Source organism: Cryobacterium flavum (assembly GCF_900103805.1).
In the GTDB taxonomy this organism is placed as follows: Bacteria; Actinomycetota; Actinomycetes; order Actinomycetales; family Microbacteriaceae; genus Cryobacterium; species Cryobacterium flavum.
The window spans coordinates 184,542-202,370 of record NZ_FNIB01000002.1 but is presented as its reverse complement, the minus strand read 5'-3'; the positions used below and the strand labels follow the sequence as shown (position 1 = coordinate 202,370).

The 17,829-nt window shown below is 66.5% G+C and carries 13 protein-coding genes and 1 tRNA gene; all 14 read right to left on the bottom strand.

The window, feature by feature from the left end:
- Window positions 1-302 precede the first annotated feature (302 nt).
- The 14 genes from BLS91_RS03215 to BLS91_RS03155 all read right to left on the bottom strand — a co-directional run bounded on the left by BLS91_RS03215 (window position 303) and on the right by BLS91_RS03155 (window position 17,760).
- Window positions 303-1,340, bottom strand: coding sequence for a glycosyltransferase family 2 protein (locus BLS91_RS03215; protein WP_159433818.1), 1,038 nt, complete (start codon window positions 1,338-1,340; stop codon window positions 303-305).
- Window positions 1,337-2,386, bottom strand: a complete 1,050-nt coding sequence (locus BLS91_RS19850) for a polysaccharide pyruvyl transferase family protein (RefSeq protein WP_159433817.1) — start codon at window positions 2,384-2,386, stop codon at window positions 1,337-1,339. Before BLS91_RS19850 ends, BLS91_RS03215 begins: the two co-directional genes overlap by 4 nt.
- Window positions 2,383-3,612, bottom strand: coding sequence for a glycosyltransferase (locus BLS91_RS03210; RefSeq protein WP_092339156.1), 1,230 nt, complete (start codon window positions 3,610-3,612; stop codon window positions 2,383-2,385). The genes BLS91_RS19850 and BLS91_RS03210 overlap by 4 nt, the downstream gene beginning before the upstream one ends.
- Window positions 3,609-6,524 (bottom strand): oligosaccharide flippase family protein, encoded by a 2,916-nt coding sequence (locus tag BLS91_RS19845; protein WP_134505175.1) that lies wholly within the window; start codon window positions 6,522-6,524, stop codon window positions 3,609-3,611. The genes BLS91_RS03210 and BLS91_RS19845 overlap by 4 nt, the downstream gene beginning before the upstream one ends.
- Window positions 6,521-7,561 carry a glycosyltransferase gene (locus BLS91_RS03200; RefSeq protein WP_092339500.1) on the bottom strand — a complete coding sequence of 347 codons (1,041 nt, stop codon included), beginning with the start codon at window positions 7,559-7,561 and terminating at the stop codon, window positions 6,521-6,523. The genes BLS91_RS19845 and BLS91_RS03200 overlap by 4 nt, the downstream gene beginning before the upstream one ends.
- Before the next feature lie 84 nt (window positions 7,562-7,645).
- Complete coding sequence (locus tag BLS91_RS03195; protein WP_092339154.1) at window positions 7,646-9,112, bottom strand: O-antigen ligase family protein; 1,467 nt, start codon at window positions 9,110-9,112, stop codon at window positions 7,646-7,648.
- Window positions 9,113-9,255: 143 nt separating this feature from the next.
- A complete protein-coding gene (locus BLS91_RS03190; RefSeq protein ID WP_092339152.1) occupies window positions 9,256-9,822 on the bottom strand; it encodes a YdcF family protein in 567 nt (188 codons plus the stop codon).
- The gene (locus BLS91_RS03185) at window positions 9,819-10,913 is read right to left on the bottom strand and encodes an acyltransferase family protein (RefSeq protein WP_092339150.1); all 1,095 of its coding nucleotides are present in this window, start codon (window positions 10,911-10,913) and stop codon (window positions 9,819-9,821) included. The genes BLS91_RS03190 and BLS91_RS03185 overlap by 4 nt, the downstream gene beginning before the upstream one ends.
- Window positions 10,914-10,960: 47 nt before the next feature.
- Window positions 10,961-11,839: a hypothetical protein gene (locus BLS91_RS03180; RefSeq protein ID WP_092339148.1), complete on the bottom strand. Its 879-nt coding sequence runs from the start codon at window positions 11,837-11,839 to the stop codon at window positions 10,961-10,963.
- Window positions 11,840-11,885: 46 nt separating this feature from the next.
- Window positions 11,886-12,359: a VanZ family protein gene (locus BLS91_RS03175; RefSeq protein ID WP_092339146.1), complete on the bottom strand. Its 474-nt coding sequence runs from the start codon at window positions 12,357-12,359 to the stop codon at window positions 11,886-11,888.
- A gap of 30 nt (window positions 12,360-12,389) precedes the next feature.
- Window positions 12,390-13,883, bottom strand: coding sequence for a DHA2 family efflux MFS transporter permease subunit (locus BLS91_RS03170; RefSeq protein ID WP_092339144.1), 1,494 nt, complete (start codon window positions 13,881-13,883; stop codon window positions 12,390-12,392).
- A 135-nt stretch (window positions 13,884-14,018) separates the two neighbouring features.
- Window positions 14,019-14,092: transfer RNA gene (locus BLS91_RS03165), tRNA-Pro, on the bottom strand.
- A 63-nt stretch (window positions 14,093-14,155) separates the two neighbouring features.
- Window positions 14,156-15,148, bottom strand: coding sequence for a metallophosphoesterase (locus tag BLS91_RS03160; RefSeq protein ID WP_092339142.1), 993 nt, complete (start codon window positions 15,146-15,148; stop codon window positions 14,156-14,158).
- Window positions 15,145-17,760: a transglycosylase domain-containing protein gene (locus BLS91_RS03155; RefSeq protein WP_241983024.1), complete on the bottom strand. Its 2,616-nt coding sequence runs from the start codon at window positions 17,758-17,760 to the stop codon at window positions 15,145-15,147. Before BLS91_RS03155 ends, BLS91_RS03160 begins: the two co-directional genes overlap by 4 nt.
- Window positions 17,761-17,829 lie beyond the last annotated feature (69 nt).

Below are 17,829 nucleotides of genomic sequence, written 5' to 3'. Positions count from 1 at the left end.
CTCGCCCGAGAATCGGTTCGTCGATCTCTACGATTCGGTCAGGTTGGAGATATTCCGGTGATCTGTAGCGGGCGAGTCTTTCGACGGTTCGCTTCGTGCCGGATGCTGGCCGGGTCGTTGGGGTGCGATGCGTATTCAGCGTTCTAAGACCGAGATCGTAGGGGACTATTCGGATTGCACTGTGGTCCCGAGCCTATCGAGAGCCAAAGTCGAATCCGTTTCACTTTCCTGTGAAAACGCCCAGAATGGCGCCTCTCCGCGTGACGTCTCTGCGCAGCTCGCCCGCTGCAGCCTCCACAGGCTCAGCGCTCACCCTGCTCGGCGGCCAGGCGCAGCACCCGGCGGTGCAGCGGCACACTGACCTTCGCCGAGCCGGCCAGCGCGAGGCGCTTCCAGTCGCCACGACGCGCAGCGAGCAGCACCAGCCGCCAGGTGAGCCGGGAGCGCAGATCGGCGACGATCTCGTCGCGTTCGTCGGCGTCGTACGGGCCGCTCAGGGCGTCCTTCAGCCCGGAGAGCAGCACGTAGCGCAGCCGAAAGTACCCGTACGAGTTCGATCCGATGATGCGAGTGTCGAGGGTGATCGCCGCAGTGGTGACGGCCTGCTCCACCAGCAGCAGCGACTCCGCTCGGCGCGACCCCGAGCGGATGATCGACCCACCGCGCACGACGTAGGAATACAGCACGTCGCTGATGACGGCCACGTGAGTGGCCGCGGCGAGCAGTTGGGCGACCATGGCCAGGTCGGAGTGCACCCGGGCCGGGGTGAACTCGATCTCACGGGTGAGCTCCCGTCGGAACAGCTTGTTCCACAGGTGCCCGGTGAGCTCGCCGTCGAGCAGCATTCCAAAAGCCTCGGCGCCGCTGATCGGACCATTCAGCGGCGGCGCAGCTAACGGGCGCCGCTGGCCGGGATAGACGTATTCGGCGCCGCAGACGATCACGTCGGCGCCGGTCGACCGGGCCGCCGCCACGAGTTTCTCGAGCGCCGACACCGCCCAGTCGTCATCACAATCGACGAACCACAGAAATTCGCCGCGGCTCTCAGCCACCGCGCGGGCCCGGGCGCGGGCGACTCCGCCGTTCTGCTCCTGTCGAAAATACGAAACGCTGGCGTGGGCGGCTGCAGCCCGCGCGCCGATCTGGGCCGTCGCATCCGTTGAGCCGTCGTCGACCACGATGATCTCGACCGACCCGGCGGCGGAAACGGTGAGCGTCTGCTGCAGCAGGTTCTTGATGGCGTCTTGAAGAAATTCCTCCGCGTTGTAGGCCGGAACAATGACGCTCACGACCGGATGCGCGACCGCCTCTGACCGCCCGGCGGCGTGCCCCCCGTTCACGCCGTGAGCTTTCGAATGGTGTCGGTCAGCTCCCGCAGAGAAGCGCGGGCCTCCACGACGTGGCGCAGGATCGGCTCCCGGCGGCTGATCACGTCGCGAGACCGGCGCTCGAGCGCCGCCGGGTCGGGCAACGTCCAGCCGATCGTGGCGCCCTTGATGCCGACCGCGTCGAGGCTGCGGGCCGCCTTCGACGGCCCAGCGTCAGCGATCACGAGCGGCAGTACGCCCTCGGTCAGCCCGATCACGGCGGCGTGCAGCCGGTCACTCACCACGAGCAGCGACCGCTGGTACACCTCGCGCAGGCGAAGCTCCTGTGTTGCATGGTCCGGGCCGTCCCAGACCAGGGCCGTGCCGCCGAGTGAGACCGCGAGTTCTTCGGCGAGTGGCCCGTCGCGTTCAATCTGCGACACGGTGACGATCTCGAGCCCGAGAGTGTCGGCCAGACCGCGGAGCGCCGCGAGCCAGGCCGCGTCGGGGCGTCGCCCGTTGTAGCGCACCGAGACTGCGAGCAGCGGGCGATCCGCGGTGGACGCGATCAGGTCGGCATCCGCTGCTCCCGTGGCGAAGGCCCAGTCGGGAGCGATACGGCCGAGCCCCATCGCGGAACGGCTGTAGGCGTCGCGCCAGGCCACCAGGTCGCACAGGCGCAGGGTAGCCGCTACCGGAATGCGCCAGCCGGTCTTCTGCCGCACGCCGAACCCGGCGTGCACGGCATGGCCGCCGCGCAGCCGGTTGAGCGCTAGGTGTGGCGCCAACCGCAGATAGCGCAGCGCGTAGGCGCGCTGCAGCTCAATTTCGCCGGAGTTGAAGGCATACACGGATGCCTCCCGCAGCGTCGACCGCGAAATCTCTCGTCGCCACTCGGCGCTGGTGCGGTAGACCCGGTCTTCGTCGTGCAGGCCGAGCCCACTCAGATAGGCATCCGATCGGGCGCCCACGAACACCTGCAGTTCGCCGGCCCCGCGCAGCGCCTCGAAAAAGGCCCGCCGCAACACGGTGTCGCCGACATTGTCGATCTGGCCCATGGCCGAGGCGAAGATTCTCATGTGCGCTCCACAACCCGCAGCAGCACTCGTTCCAGGTCGGAGCCGCTGGCTTCCTCCGAGAATCGGGCCAGCCAGGGTTCGATGTTGTCGAGCGGCAGCTCGGCTGCCCGCAGGATGGCGTCGGCGAGGTCAACCGGATGAGCGGACAGCGCGAGTTCCCCCGTGATACCGGGCACAATCGCATCCGCTACCCCGAGTGCCCCCGACACGGCGACCGCCGGATAGCCGGCCGCCGCGGCCTCCACGAGCACATTGCCGAAGCCTTCCCGGCTCGAGGTGAGCAGGGCCACCGCGTTGTCGCCGAAGTGGTCGAACCAGTTCTCGACCCAGCCGCGGTGGTGAAAGACCACGTGCTCCTGTCGGGCCGCGGCCTGCACGTCGTCGAGCAGCGGGCCGCCGCCGAAGGAGACGACCTCGACGGCCACGCCGCGACGGGCGAGCTCCGCTGCGGCCGCGATGGCGAGCAGCGGACGCTTCTGCGCCACCAGCCGGCAGGCCAGCACGATTTGAATGCCATTGGCCGACCCCGGCCGCCGTTCGGATCGCTCCAGGATGGTCGTGCCGCCCGCTTCGGCCGGAGCGGTACCGTCACCACTCACCTCGACCCGCGCCGCGGTCGTACCCGGCCCGCGCGGGGTTCCGCGCAGCTTCGCGGTCGCCGGGTTGGCGACGACGGTGATGCGGTCGCCGCGCACCCCGAAAGCCGCGACCATTTCCGCGGCGACCGGATGTGAGATGGCGATCACGTGGTCGGCCCACCGATACAGGCGCTTGGCGAACCAGATCTTCACCCGGTGGGCGAGGCCCGAACCGGGCAGTCCGAGCGACACCAGGTTGCGCTCGCTCACCAGCACGCGCGGCCGCAGTCGCACCGGAATCAGGCGGGCTGCCGTCAGCAGCACCAGATTGGGGTGCGCCTGCAGGGATATCGCCACGTCGGGCTGCCAGTCGAGCAGGCGGCGGCGCAGCGCGGAGGCTTTCCGCACATGGCCGTGCTGGGCAGAGAGAGAAATGGCTTCAACCCCGTCAGGCAGGTACTCCGGCTTCACCTCGGCGGCGGTGAGCACGACGCTCACCTCGTAGCCCTGGTCGGCGAGCCAGCCCATCCAGGTGCGGGCCACGAATTCTGCCCCGCCACCGTGCAGTGACGGAATAACAAAGAGGATGCGTCGCAGGGCTGGGTGCCCGCGCTCATAGTCGGGCGGGGGCGGTGAGGAGAGTGTCATGCGGGGCCTTGTCTGTGGGGAGTCGGGCTCGGGGCCGTCAGGGCAGGGGAATGGGAACGCGTTGCACTCGGCAATCCCGAGAAGTTCAGAGCGGCCAGGCGCTGCACCTCGGGCAGCCGCGCGGCAAGCCGATCGCGATAGCTCTCTCGCTCGGCCAACACGGCCAGGGCCACCGGGATCATGCGCTCGGCTAAGCCGACGCCCGGTTCGACGCACAGTTCCTGCGTGTCAAAGAGCCGCATCATGCCGGCGACCTTGCCCTGGGTTGACAAGGCAACGGCGGGCACCTCGTGGAACATGGCCTGCACGGCCAGGTGCATGCGACCGGTCAGTACGATGTCGGCGCCGGCGCACAGCCCGCGCACTTCGGCCGGGCTGAGCAGCCGGTTCACCAGGACCACTCCGGAATCCGTCAGCCCGCCAGAGGCGGCCAGCCGGTCGAACACGGCTCGGCAGGCGGCCGCGTCGTCACCGCTGGTGCGCACGACGTGCGGCAGTAACACCACGCGGAGCCCCGCCTCCAGCAGTGCCGTGACGATTCGGGCGTACTCCGTGGTCTGGTCGAAGCTGCGGCCAACCAGCGCGCTCGCGTTGACCACGGCGTACCGGGCCGGTGTGGCCCCGAGATATTCCGTCACCGCCAGGCTACAACTGGTGCGGGCGGCGAACACGGCGTCGGCGACATCCACCACGTTCTCGAAGCGATCGGTGCGGGCGCGCTCGCTGGATACCGGGTCGCGCAGCTGCAACCGCGTGCCCATCCGGCCGGCCCGGGCGAGCGACCGGCGCACTCCCACATTGGCGTGGCCGTTCCAGCTGAAGCCGAGAATGCGCGCTTCGACGCCGATGCTGCGGGCCAGGCTGGCAACATCCGCTCGCCGGGAGGAGGCGCGCACGCTGTAGGCGCCGTCCATGATATCGGCGCCGATCACGGTCAGCGACCGGGCTCCGTCGAGTACCGGAGCCAGCAGGGCCATAGCCTGGCGGTGTACCCGCCCGGTACCGTAGATCAGGTGCGGAATCGGTACGAGGTGCGCCCGCGAGGCATGCTGCGTGGGAATCCGCACGTCCGCCGGCCGGCGCACGAGCACCTGCACCGGTCCCTCCACGTTTTCAAGAAAAGCTTCGACCATGGCCTGGTCGCCGATATTGCCTTCGCCGGGCGGTGCGACGAGAACATGCCACCGCTGGGCGCGCAGATCGAACGGGCGCAGCTGGTTGGTCGCGTGTTGCAGCGCAGCGCGGTCGCGCAGATACGGCAGAGCGGATGCCGCGGCCAGGCCGTGCACGACCCGGTCCAACCGGCGGATGATGCGCAGCCGGGTGCGGCCGGCCGTGCGGGTCCGCGCCGGGATGCGGGCGGGGGACAGCTGGTCGGTGTCGATATCAACGCTGGGGCTGCCCGATTTCGACGCCTTCGCGGAGCGCAGAAAGTTGCGGGCCTGGGTGATCGAGCGCACATCGCGGCGAAAAATCGGCCAGATCAGCATGACCAGGCCGATCGCGGCGAGCAGCGCGACTCCGCCGAGGGCGACGCGCGCGAACGGAAGCTCGATCGGAATCCACTGCACGGCGGCCCAGCTGACGCCGGTGGCGAAACCGTAACCGAGAATGGCGCGCACGCCAGCCAGGAACATGGCGCGCGCCGGCGCATCCGTTACCCGGCTGATCCACCAGAGGCCGATCGGCCAGATCAGCGCGACGCCGATCGAGTACCCGGCGGCGACGCCGTAGACGCCCCAGAGCGAACCGACCAGCACGAAGGCCACCAGCAACGGCCGAGTGGTGAGGGCGAAATACAGGTTCTGCTTGGTGGCATCCTTCGACAGGAACACCCAATAGGTGGCGTAGGCGGCGGCTTCGAAGAATCCGGCTATGGCGAGAATCTGAAAGATCGGTGCGGAACCCAGCCACCGGCTGCCGAGCGCGATGCTGATGATCGGCAGGGCCTGGGCGCAGGAGAAGGCGAGCACGATGGTGACCGCGTGCAGCATGATCGTCTGCCCGAGCAGAATGAACCGGTCGTACTTGGGCGGGTCGTCCTGCAGCCGGGCCAGCACCGGCAGGGCCACCCGGGTGGACGGACCGTTGATCTGGTTGAGCGGCAGCAGCAGCAGCTGGAACGCCCGGTTGTACAGGCCGAGCGGGCCGGCACCGAGGGTGGCACCGATCACGATCGTGTCGGTGTTGCGACTGGCGTAGCCGAGCAGCTGGGTACCGGCCAGGTTCGACCCGAACACGATCAGGTGGCGCATGGGCGCGGCGCGGTGATACCAGCCGGGAAACCAGGTGGTGACCGGAATGAGAATGATGATGGTGAGAATGCCCTGGCTGATCTGCTGCCCGGCGAGAGCCCAGTAGCCGAAGCCGTTCAGGGCCATCACGATACCGACGAAGAGGCCGCCGACCTGCGCGCCGATCTCCGACCCGGCCAGGGCCACGAAGTGAAAGTTGCGGTTGAGGTCCGCGCGAAACTGGGTGGCCAGGCCGTTGAGCAGAAACGTTCCGGCGAGCACCTGGGTGAGCAGCACGAGCCGGTCGTCGCCGTACAGGGTGGCGATGAGCGGGCTGAACAGTACCGCGAGCAGCATGAGCGCGAGCCCGATCAGGCTGTTGATCCAGAACAGGTTGTCTTTCTGGTGCCGGCTGAGGTCGCGCACCTGAATGGCGGCCGACGACAGCCCGAAGTTGCGCAGCACCTCGCCGACGCCGATGATGGCAGCGACCGAGGCGACGAGGCCGTAGTCGCTCGGGTCGAGCAGTCGGCCGAGCACGACGATGCCGCCGAGCTGCACGCCGATGCGAATGAGCTGGCCGACCAGGGTGGTCGATGCTCCGCGCCCCGCAGTGCGGCCAAGTCCGGCGGTCGAGCGGGGCTTCTCGGGGGTTCCCGGCTGCATCGTGGCGGTCAACGGATGCTCCGCCCGGCAGCCACGGTGCGACCGGTCAGCTGCAGGGCCCGCAGGTAGGTGTGATAGCTCTGCAGGCCGAGCGTTTTCCAGTCGCGCCCGGAGAGCTGCGGGCGCGGTCGCGGGCCGGCCGCGCGCATCCGCTCGAGGGTGCCGAGCAGGATCTCCGGAGTGAGGTCGCCCTCGTAGAGGTAGATCCAGTCGGGGCCGACCTCCTCGGACAGCGCCCGGTTCGAGGCTGTCGACGGCACGAGCACCGGTCGATCGAGCGACAGTGCCACGAGCAGCACCCCGGAGTTGTGCATTTCGCGGTAGGGCAGCACGACCAGTTCGGCCCCGCCGACCTCGATCACCAATTCCTCGTCGGAGACGAAACGCAGCACGGAGCTGATCCGCGCATCGCGGGCGGTTTCGGTGCTGATGATCTCACCCAGCCCGCTCGACGGCCGGCCCACAATGCGCAGCGTCAGGTCGGGCCGAGGTAACGCCCGGAACACCTGCAGCAGCGTTTCGACACCCTTGTACGGGCGGATCAAACCGAAATAGAGGATGCGCCCCGTCACCGAGTCTGGCCGCGGCATGCCGCTGAAACGGTCGCGATAGTGGCCGTGCAAAATGGTGACCGCCCGGGACTCGGGCTCGACCGGTGTGGTGGGGTTGAGCCGGATTACGAGGGCCGTGCGAGCGTCGAGCGCGTCCAGCGCGCGAGTTTCGGCATCGTGACCGGCCGCCTCGTGCGGGGTCATGTTGTGCGCGGTGCGCACGATCGGAATGCGCTGCAGCTTGGCGCGCAGCAGCAGGGCGTACAGCGCACCGCGGCGCAGCCGGGCCTTCAGCGGCCTCGGCGCGCGGATGAGCAGCTCCGGCCAGTGCACGTGAAAGACGTCATAGCGGCCGAGCAGCGCGGTGCGCCAGGAAAAGAATCGCATGGTCACCGCATCGGGAGCGCCCTCGACGACCTGGTTGACGTACCGGGTGGTGCCGTCGGGCGGACTCAGCGATTGTAAAACTGTCAGGTGTCCATTAAATGCTGTCATCATGCCCATTCCCCTTACGGGCCGGTGAAACGGATCGGCTAAACAGAGCGGCTAAACGGATCAACTCAAACGTGAGAATCTCTCGGTTTAGCGTAGCGTGCAGGGAGCTCCTGCGTCAGAGTCGTGCATACCCCCGTTTGGGGCACCAGATGCCCGCCGCGCAGTGGGTGCGCGGCCGGATTCGAGCGGGCCGGCGGCATCCGCTCTGCTGGGATTCAGCGCCAGAATCAGCAGCAGGCCTAGCAACAGGTGCATCGGGCGCAGTGCGTCGATCGCGTTGAAGCCGGCGATGCACACCGTGTACGCCGCCAGGGCGGCGGCAGCGCCGACCGCCCTGCGGGACAGAGCGTGGGCAATGGCCGAGCCGATCATGAGCAGGAACAGCGCCAGGCCGGGCAGGCCGATACTGATGAGCAGCTGCAGCAGCGAGTTCTCGATGGTGACCTCGTTGAACAGGCGCCCGGTGATGCCGGACGTGCCAGGGCCCGACCCGATCCAGCCGGTGAGATTCGCGGCCTGTACCGACACCCACACGCCGAGGTCGCGGGCCTGCGAAGAGAGCTCGGCTTCGACGGAGTTGTTGCGAGCGGTGAAGGCATCGAACTGGAACAATCCCACCACGGCAATGACAAAGAGCCCGGCCAGCAGGGCGAATTTGCCCCAGCGCTTTTCGCCGCGCAGCACGAGCGACACCGCGTAGGCGAAACCGATGGCGATGGCAGCGGCGAGAATCGCCCCGCGCGAGACGGTGGTGACCAGGCCGAGGCTACTGAAGACGGCCGCGGCGAGCGCGAGCTTGGAGTTCTCCCGCAGCCAGATGCCAATGGCCAAGGCGCAGGCGACGGCAAAAAACAGGGCCGCGAAGAGCGGATGCCCGAATGACGCGTCGGCCCGATACACCGACCAGTGCTGGTGGTCGGTCAGCCCGAGCGCCGAGAACAGGGTGCCCCAAATCGGGTTGAAACGCAGAACCCCTTCGACGACCGCGTAGGCACCGAGCCAGGCTCCGAGCAGTAGCCAGGTGCGGCGAATCCAGTACGCCTCTCGGGTGCTGGTGCCGATGCATAGCGGCAGCAGAACGGCAGCGCTGAAGCTGATCATCCAACCCAGGCTCGCCTGCAGGTCGGTGGTGCGCGCGAGGGTGAACAGTGTCCAGACCAGAAACAGCAGGGCGAAGTAGCGGGTGGCCGACCGGAAGGGGGCCGGCGGGGTCGCGGGGCTGGCATCCGTTTTCGTTGGCAGCAGGCGTCGCAGGGCCCAGATGACGATGATCATGGTGGTCAGCGGCAGGGCGCCGATCGGGCCGTCCTGCGGCAGGATGCGCGCCGGAATCAGCGCGAAGGTGACGAGCGCGACGGCCGGCAGGATGTGCGCCGGCAGCAGGAACAGGGTGACGACGGCGGCAAAGGCGAGCAGGGTGAGTGGAATCAGAATGATGCCCACTGTGGTGATGAATCGGGGCAGCACGACGCTGGACACAATGACGAACAGTGCGGCGAGCACGACCAGAACGACCGGCGTGCTCCTCAATCGGCGCAGGGTGGAATCGAACATCGGCCGCCTCGGGTAGTAGTGGCGCAGTGTTGGCGCAGTGAATAGTTCGGGTATTGCGCAGCACTATTGGTGCGAATAGCCGCAACGATAACACGTGAATTTTCCTCAGCACCAGCGCAATGGTGTGAAAATCGGTATTTGGGTCAACATGAGGGCGTGAACTGCGCCTTCAGAAATCCGGCGCTCTGGTAGACGAACTGGTAGGCCCATTTGCCGGGATCCATCGGCTGTGCGGCGCCGATCACCGCGAGTTCCCCCGCGTAGCACCGGCTGATCTGCACCCGGGCCCGGCTCACGTGGTAGCTCGAGGTGACCACGATCACCCGGTTCCAGCCGCGTTCGGTCGCAAACGCCGCGATGGCCTCGGCCTCACCGCGGGTCGTTGTGGGGTGTGGATCGAAACACTCCACGGTAATCGCCGTGCCCGGTACCGGCACCGCTCGCGCACACAGATTCGCCGGTCGGGTATCACCGCCGAACGCGTCGGAGATGAAGATCTTTCCGCTGTAGCCGGCCTGGGCGAGGTGCACGGCCTTCGCCACCACGGCGGCGCTGCCGAGTCCGCCGAGCACGACGATAGCGTCGGCGGCGACCGGTTGGTCCTCGCGCGGAAACATGACCGTTCGCGTGGTGATGGCCAGGAAGCCCACGGTCAGCAGCACGAGGCCGGTGAGCACGATCAGCGCGCGCTGCCGACGGGGGTGCCTCACTCGCTGCGCGGCAGCATCCGCTCTGCTGGTCGGGATTTCACCGCCGCGACCGGCGGGCGACCGGAGAACCAGGTCGGCACGGCGAATCCGTAGCGCAGCACCGGCAGGTCGCGCACCAGGCGCCAGAACAACAGCGAGGCAGCGACGGCGCCTCCGGCGACGATCAGGGGCAGCACCGGGGCGAGGCGGTCGAGCCAGGCCTGGCCGCGCGCGAGCAGCAGCAGGCTGGTGATGGCGGAGACGAAGAGAACGTGCACCACGTAGATCGGCAGGGTGTTGCGGCCCACATAGGTCAGCCAGGTGAACGCGCGAAAGCCCACCAGAAACCGGGCCAGGAGCAGGCCGGCGCCGAGGGCGGCGAGGCTCACCAGCACGAGGCTGCCTGTGATGAACGGCACCCGGGCGTCGACGGTGAGAATCACTCCGGCCAGCACGAGGAAGCCCGCACCGAAACCGAGCCCCAGCCCGAGAGCGCCGAACCGGCTGGGCCGGTTCACGAAGGCCAGGATCCATTCGCGCAGGTAGCAGCCGAGCAGAAAGAACACGAAGTAGCGGCCGATTCCGTTCCAGGCGATGTTGCCGGTGTCCGCGCGCGCGAAGAACAACACCGACAACACGGCGGCAACACCGATCTGCACCCGCCAGTCGACGCGATTGAGCATCAGTTTCGCGGCCACGAAGAACAACGCGAGGGCGTAGAGAAACCAGAGGCCATTGCTCGGGCGCACGGGGGCGAGCAGCAGGTCGATCGGGTTGGTCTCATCGAAGCCCGCGGGGTTCGGCAGCAGCGAGAAATACGCGAAACGGATGACCGTCCACAGCAGCAGCGCCCACACCAGCAGGCTCAGCCGGGTGCGCCAGAGCGCCGGCCAGGTGCGTTTGATGATGGAGCCGGCAAACAGCCCGGAGGCGAGAAAGAACAGCGGCATGCGAAACACGATGAACACCAGGTTGATCTTGTTCCACAGCTCCGGGGCGAGGCCGGAGAGAACCGTCCACTGCACGGCGTGCGCGAGGGCCACGAGCAGAATGGCAATGCCTTTGGCACCGTCGACCCAGTCGACCCGGGTGCGATCGATTGTGCTGGCCACAAGTGCCTCCCTGCTAGACCGTCCCGTGTCTCAGACCGACCACGGTGTTATACCGACCACTGGGCGAAGGTTTTGATCATGTCGGTGTGGGCGAAGCCCGGCGTTTCGTGGCCGAGCGTGTGATACATCACCTGGGTGTCGGCGGCGACGAGCTTGATCTTGTTGACCAGAGCGAGGCCGTTCTTGCTCGGCACGACGACGTTATCGGGGTGGGCATCATCGGAGACGAGCACCTTGACCCGGCTATTGGTCCACGGTGTTGCGCTGATGCGCGCCGGGTTGGTGCCCTTGATCAGGGTGGGGTCGTTGTTGTAGGCGTCGCCGACGTGCGCCTGATTCTTGGTGTCGTAGGCGTAGAGCCACTCGTTGTCATAGAGGCCGTTCACCATGTACAGGCCGCGAATGTAGGGGATGAGCTTCTTGCCGTAGGTGTAGCAGGCCAGCGACCCGCCAAAGGAGGTCGCGCGCAGAAAATTGCGACGCACGGTGTAGAGCGAGTTCAGGTAGGTCCAGGCGTTCTTCTGGGCAGTCGTGGCGATGGAGTTGGTGTACTGGGTGCCGCCGGCATTGATGCAGATGGCGATGCTGTTCTGGTCGACCACCAATTCGCCCGGGTATTTGAAGCCGCCGTTCAGCGCGTTGTGGGAGCTGGAGGCTGCGTGATAGAACCACACGGCACCGATGGCGGCGGTCGAGTTCATCGAGATTGTCTGCGGAATGAACAGGCGGGCACGATCGCCGCCGATGTCCACCTCAACGTTGTCGTAGAGCTTCCGTCCCTTTTGGGTGAGCACATTCGACAGGCGCGACACCTCCCCGGGTAGTTTCGGGGCGGTGGCAGCGAACGCGGCGGGTGCGCCGAGCGCACCCAAGCCGAGCGTGGCTGCGCCAGCAGTTGATAAAGTGAGAAACTCTCGACGCTTCATTCTGCCGAAGGTAGCAGAGAGAAACGACGAGGTCCAACCCGAAATGTTAGCGAAGGTGGATCGGGTGGGGCGTCTGGCGCGGTCCGAGGGCGAATCGCAGCACGACGAGCGCGAGACCCGTGCCGAGTAGTGCCCCGAGACTGTTGGCGACAACGTCGTTCACGGTCGCGAACCGTTCCGGCAGAAAAATCAGCTGGCCGAGCTCGATCATGGCGCTGATCAGGGCGCCAGCCACCGGGCCGAGCCACCAGCGGCGCGCTCCTGCGAGCACGACGACGAGCAGGCCCACTGGAACGAACAGCGCGATGTTGGCGGTGAACTCAATGGTGTCGTAACCGAACCGGGTCGGCATTTCGTGCGCGTGTAACCAGGTCACGAAAGCCCCGATTGATCCGTGCATGTTGCGGTCGACCGGCGTGGGCCAGAATGCGATCAGCGCGAGCAGCACCAGGTAGACCAGCGTGATCCACAGGGCGCCGCGGCGCAGCAGGCTGTGCCGACGTCGTCGAGTCACGGTCATGTCAGGTCCTGCATACTCGTCAACTCTGCCTTACCCGGCGGCAGCGGCCGGGCCGTTGCCGGCGACGCGTTTCGGCAGGGCAAAGACGAGCACGAGCGCGAGCAGGGCGAACCCGACGCTCACCGCCATGGCCATGGTGGCGCTGTGGGTGAAAGCCGTGGCGAGGGCATCCGCTCCAGGGCCAATCACGGTCAGGGTTCCGAAGAAGACGCTGCCGATCACGGCGATACCGACCGCGCTGCCGACGCGCTGCATCACGCCGACCACGCCGCTCGCGCCGCCCGCCTCGGCGCGATCGACGGTCGCGACGATGAATGACACGTTCGGGGCGATGAAGAATCCGCTGCCGAGGCCCGCAATGAACAGAGGTGGCAGCAGGTGCCAGTTGGTCAGATCGCCTGGGGTGGTCAGCAGCATGACCAGCCAGATCCAGGTCAGGCCGATCGTGACGAAGGCAACGCCGACCACGAGAATGGTGCGTCCGAGGCGTTTGGCCAGTCGGTCGCTCTGTGAGGCCCCGAGAATCGTGCCGATCGCGAAGGGGATGGAGACCAGGCCCGACTCGAGGGCGCTGTGCCCGAGGCCGGCCTGCCAGAGGATGGAAATGGTGAAGAAAATGCTGGTGAACGCCGCGAAATAGACCAGCGCGAGAATGACACCGCCGGTGAAGGCCGGGTGGGAGAACAGGTGCGGAGGCACGAGTGGGCTGCCGCTGCGCCTGGCGACGGACACCTCCCAGGCACCGAACGCCACCACGAGCAGCACGCCGGCCGCCAGGGTGAGAAAAGTCCAGAGTGGCCAGCCCTGGTCCTGACCCTCGATCAGCGGCACCAGGAGCGCCACGAGACCGACCGAGATGAGTACGAGTCCCAACCAGTCGATGCCCGCCCGCGAGCTCCGGGTCTTCTCAGGGAGCGCGGCGCCGCCGGGCAGGAGAAAGACCGTGGCGATGAGGGCGAGAACACCAATCGGAAGGTTCACCCAGAACACCAGTCGCCAGCCGTTCTCCACACCGAAGGCTTCGATGATCAGTCCGCCGACGATGGGGCCGAGGGCCGTCGAGACACCGATGACCGAGCCCATGATGGCATAGGCCTTGCCACGGGACAGCGGCGGAAACATCAGTTGGATGACGGCGGTCACGGCTGGCACGAACATGCCGCCGGCCAAGCCCTGAATGACCCGGGCGACGATGAGCTGCAGGTCGTTTTGTGCGAGTCCGCAGGCGAGGCTGGCCAGGGTGAACAGGGCCAAGCCGGTGAAGAAGACCCACTTGTGGCCGTACCGGTCGCCCACCCGGCCCGCCGGAATGAGCGCGAGGCCGAAGGCCAGGGCGTAACCGGAGATGATCCACGACAGGGTGGCTTCGCTGGCATCGAGGCTCGTGCGGATGCTCGGCAGCGCCACGTTCACGATGGTCGTGTCGAGCAGGGCCATGAACATACCGGCGAGAAGCACGATCAGGGCCTGCCAGGCGCGGCGGGGAACGACGGAAGTTGTTGGGGTGGCTGGCGTAGAAGTCATGCGCGAGATCCTTTTGCGCCGGTCTCCCGGCGATCCTCGGCAGGAGTGACGCTGATGCCGACAGGCGATCCTACAACAAAACCCCCACTCGATTGGAGTGGGGGTTTTGTGATGTTTCTGCTGATTTTACTGCTGTCGGGGTAACAGGATTTGAACCTGCGACCTCGTCGTCCCGAACGACGCGCGCTACCAAGCTGCGCCATACCCCGATGGCCCGTGGGCCTCAATCAGTATAGGCGCTCCAAGCCTCCCGCGACGAATTGAGTCGGCAGTTAGGCTGCGGTCAGGGTCAGCAGGGTCGCCTCGGGCGGGCAGGCGAACCGAACCGGCGCATAAATCGAGGTGCCGAGACCGGCCGAGACGTTCAAAAAGGCGGTGCGCAGGCCGTGGTTCCACAGGCTCAAACCCTTCACCTGGCGGCGCGGAATGTCGCAATTGGTCACGAGCGCTCCGAAACCGGGTACGCAGACCTGACCGCCGTGGGTGTGGCCGGCCAGAATGAGCTGGGCGCCGTGGTTCACGAACGAATTCAACACGCGTTGGTACGGCGCGTGAGCCACGCCCACCGTGAGAGTGGAACGCGGGGCCGCGGCTTCTTCCGGGTCGGGCCAGACGTCATCGCCGAGCGGATCGTTGGCCCGTAGGTCGTCGATCGCCCGCGTGATCAGGTCGAGCCGGTCGCGGCCGATGTGCGGGTCGTCGACGCCGAAGAACTCCACGTGGGTGTCCGCGAGGTCGAGAGACTCGGCCGCGTTGTTGATGTCGGTCCAGCCGAGATCGGCGAACACCCGGCGGAGGGCATCGGTGTCGAGCTCCTCCCGGCGCACAGTACGCCGGCTGGACGGCCCGCCGAAGTAGGTGAACGGGTTCTTCAACTGCGGACCAATGTAGTCGTTGGAACCGTTCACGAACACACCGGGAATTCCCCGGAACGGTGCCAGGGCATACTCGATGCCCGTGACGCCGTCTTCATGCCCGAGATTGTCGCCGGTGTCGACCACGAGATCGGGCTTCAGAGCGGCGAGACTGCGCAACCACTCCTGCTTGTTCTTCTGCCACGGAGCCATGTGCAAATCGGAGAGGTGCAGCACCCGGATAGGCGCCGATCCCGGCGCGAGCACCGGCACACTCACCTCACGCAGGGTGAACCGGGTGCGCTCCACGAGCGCGCCCCAGGCGAAGGCGGCCAGGCCGAAGGCGCCCGCCGCCGCGAGCGACGCGCCGACGAGCCGCCCGCCCTCGCCCAGGCTACGGAGCGCTGTCATCCGTTCTTTCCGTTGTTGGCACCTTGACCGGATGCGGCCGGTTCCGGCGCGGTGTACTTGCCGATGACGATCGTCACCCCGTCACCGGGGCGGCTGGCCGTTCCCTCGCCCGGCTGAATCGCCACCACCTTGCCGTCCTGCGCCTTGTCGGTCACGGCCTGTTCGAGCTTGGCCACGCTGAAGCCGTAGGGGGCGGCCGACAGCGTGGCGCGGGCATCCGCTTCGGTCTTACCGATAAGCGCGGGAATCACGACTCCGGTGCCGTCACTCGAGAAGGCCGTGACGGTGGCACCGCGAGTGGATGCCGCGCCGCCGGCCGGATCGGTGTTGGCCACGGTACCGGCGGGCATCTCGGAGCTGGTCACGCCGCCGTCGACGAACAGGAACCCGGCCGCCTCAATGGTGGTCTTGGCTTCGGCTATCGACTTGCCGCGCACGTCGGGCACCGGGACGGCGACCGCGTTGATCAGGCTGGAGGACGCCTCGGGAAAATCGTCTCCGCCGTACTTGGCGTTGGCGGCGGACATGACGACCGGCCAAATGCGGTGGCGCGCCGTGGAGCCATCCTTGCCGAACAAACGGCCACTGTAGGTGCGCTGGTTCTTCCAGTTCGACCCGCCGACGTTGACCACGCCGACGACGGTGGCGACCTGGGTTGTGGCGCCGCTCATCCAGGTGTCTTTGGCGGCGTCGGTGGTTCCAGTCTTACCGATCATCGGCAGCCGGGGAGAGGTAGCGCGGTTAGAGGAGCGCGCCGTTCCGTTCGTCATAACCGTCTGCATGGCGTACTGCATGCCGGCGGCCACAGCCGGCTCGACCGATTGCGTACAAGTCGACTTGGGAATCGGCAGCTCGGTACCGTCGGAGCTGAGCATCTTGGAAATGGCGATGGGAGTACAGGTCATGCCGTTGTTGGCGATTCCGGCGAAGGCCGCCGCCATCGTGAGCGGTGCGATCTCGTTGGTGCCGATCACCGATGCGGCGTTCTGGCCGAGGTCGCCGCCGTCGGCGCGGTGCACGCCGAAGTTCTCCGCGGTCTTGCGGATTCCGCAGAGGTCGAGCTTCTTGGCCATGCCGATGAAGCCGGTGTTGATGGAGTTTGTCGTGGACTGAAGTGCGGAATAGTTGGGGTTTGATTCGCTGCTGCCGCCGTCGTTGCGGGGGTTGAAGGGCGGCACGTCCTTGTCGTAATTTTGCACGCCGAGGCAGCTGTCCTGAAAGTTACCCCAGTTGGATTTGCGTCGGGAGTCGACGCGCTCGGTGAGCGCGTGGCCTTCCTTGAGCCACTCGGCCAGGGTGAACACCTTGTAGGTAGAACCGGGTTGAAACCCGTTCGATCCGCCGTAGGCGTGGTCGGTGTTGTAGTTGAGGCTCGTGTAGTTGGTACCGGTTGCCTGCACGGCCGGATCCTGGCTGTAGTCCTTGTTTTGGGCCATCACGAGAATGGCTCCGGTGCCGACCCTGACGCTCGACACGACGCCGCCGACGTTCCAATCGTTGACGACCTTGGGGACGTTCGCATTCAGGGCGGCAACCGAGGTTGCCTGAAGGTCGAGGTCGAGGGTGGTATAGACGTTGAACCCGCCCTGGCTAAAGTTGGCCAGGCGTTCTTCCTCGGTCGCGCCGAAGGTCACGTCGTTCTTGAGAATCTTGGTGACGTAGTCGCAGAAGAAGGCGTTGTCGCCGGCGGTCTGGCAGCCGGTGCTGGGTACCGTGATGACGGGCTCGATCGGCGCTGCGATGGCAGCGTCGTAGTCGGCCTGCACGATCTTGTCGTACTTGAGCATCTCGTCGAGTATGTAGTCCCGCCGCAACTTGTTGGCAGCGTAGCCGTTGGCCGCGCCGTTCGTTTCGCTGTCGGGGCGGTCGAGCTGAAACTTCACCGGGTTATTCACGATCGCCACCAGGCTCGCCGCCTGCGGCAGGGTCAGATTGAGGGCGGTGGTGTTGAAGTAGTAGTTGGCGGCGGCTTCGATGCCGTAGACCGTTCCGCCATACCCGGCAATGTTGAGATAGCCGCGAAGAATGTCTGCTTTTTCGTACTTCTTCTCGATGCCGATGGCGAGGCGCATCTCGCGCAGCTTGCGGTCGGCGGTGGGCTTGGTGGCATCGGCGTAGCACGACTTCGCCGCATCGGCGTCGGTCATGACCTCACACTTTTGAATGAGCACGTTCTTCACATACTGCTGCGTGATCGATGAGCCGCCGCGGGTGCCGCCGCCGGCCAGAGTCTGCACGGCACCGTTGAAGCTGGACTGAATGTCCACGCCACCGTGCTCCATGAACCGCGGGTCTTCACCGGCAATCGCTGCGTCCTTGGCGAACTGGCTGATCGCGTCAGAGGCGACGTCTACCCGGTTCTGCTCGTAGAACGAGGCCAGAAGTACGCGGGTACCCACCGGATCCTCGGCGTTGGTCGACGCGTAGATGTTGCTCTTCTGGGAGAGCCGATCGATGGAGAGATACTCGGGCAGGCTGTCGAACACGTTGATGGTGTTCGTAGCGGCCATGCCGGACAGGGCAACGGCGGGGGCGACGGCGGCGGTCACGAGAATGCCGGCAACGGCGCTCATCCCGACGAGACCCAGGAAACCCCCCAGAGCCCCGCTCACGGTTCGATTTTTGGCAGACATACACTTGAGCGTAAGCGACAAATCTGAACGCCCGCCTAAATAGGAGTC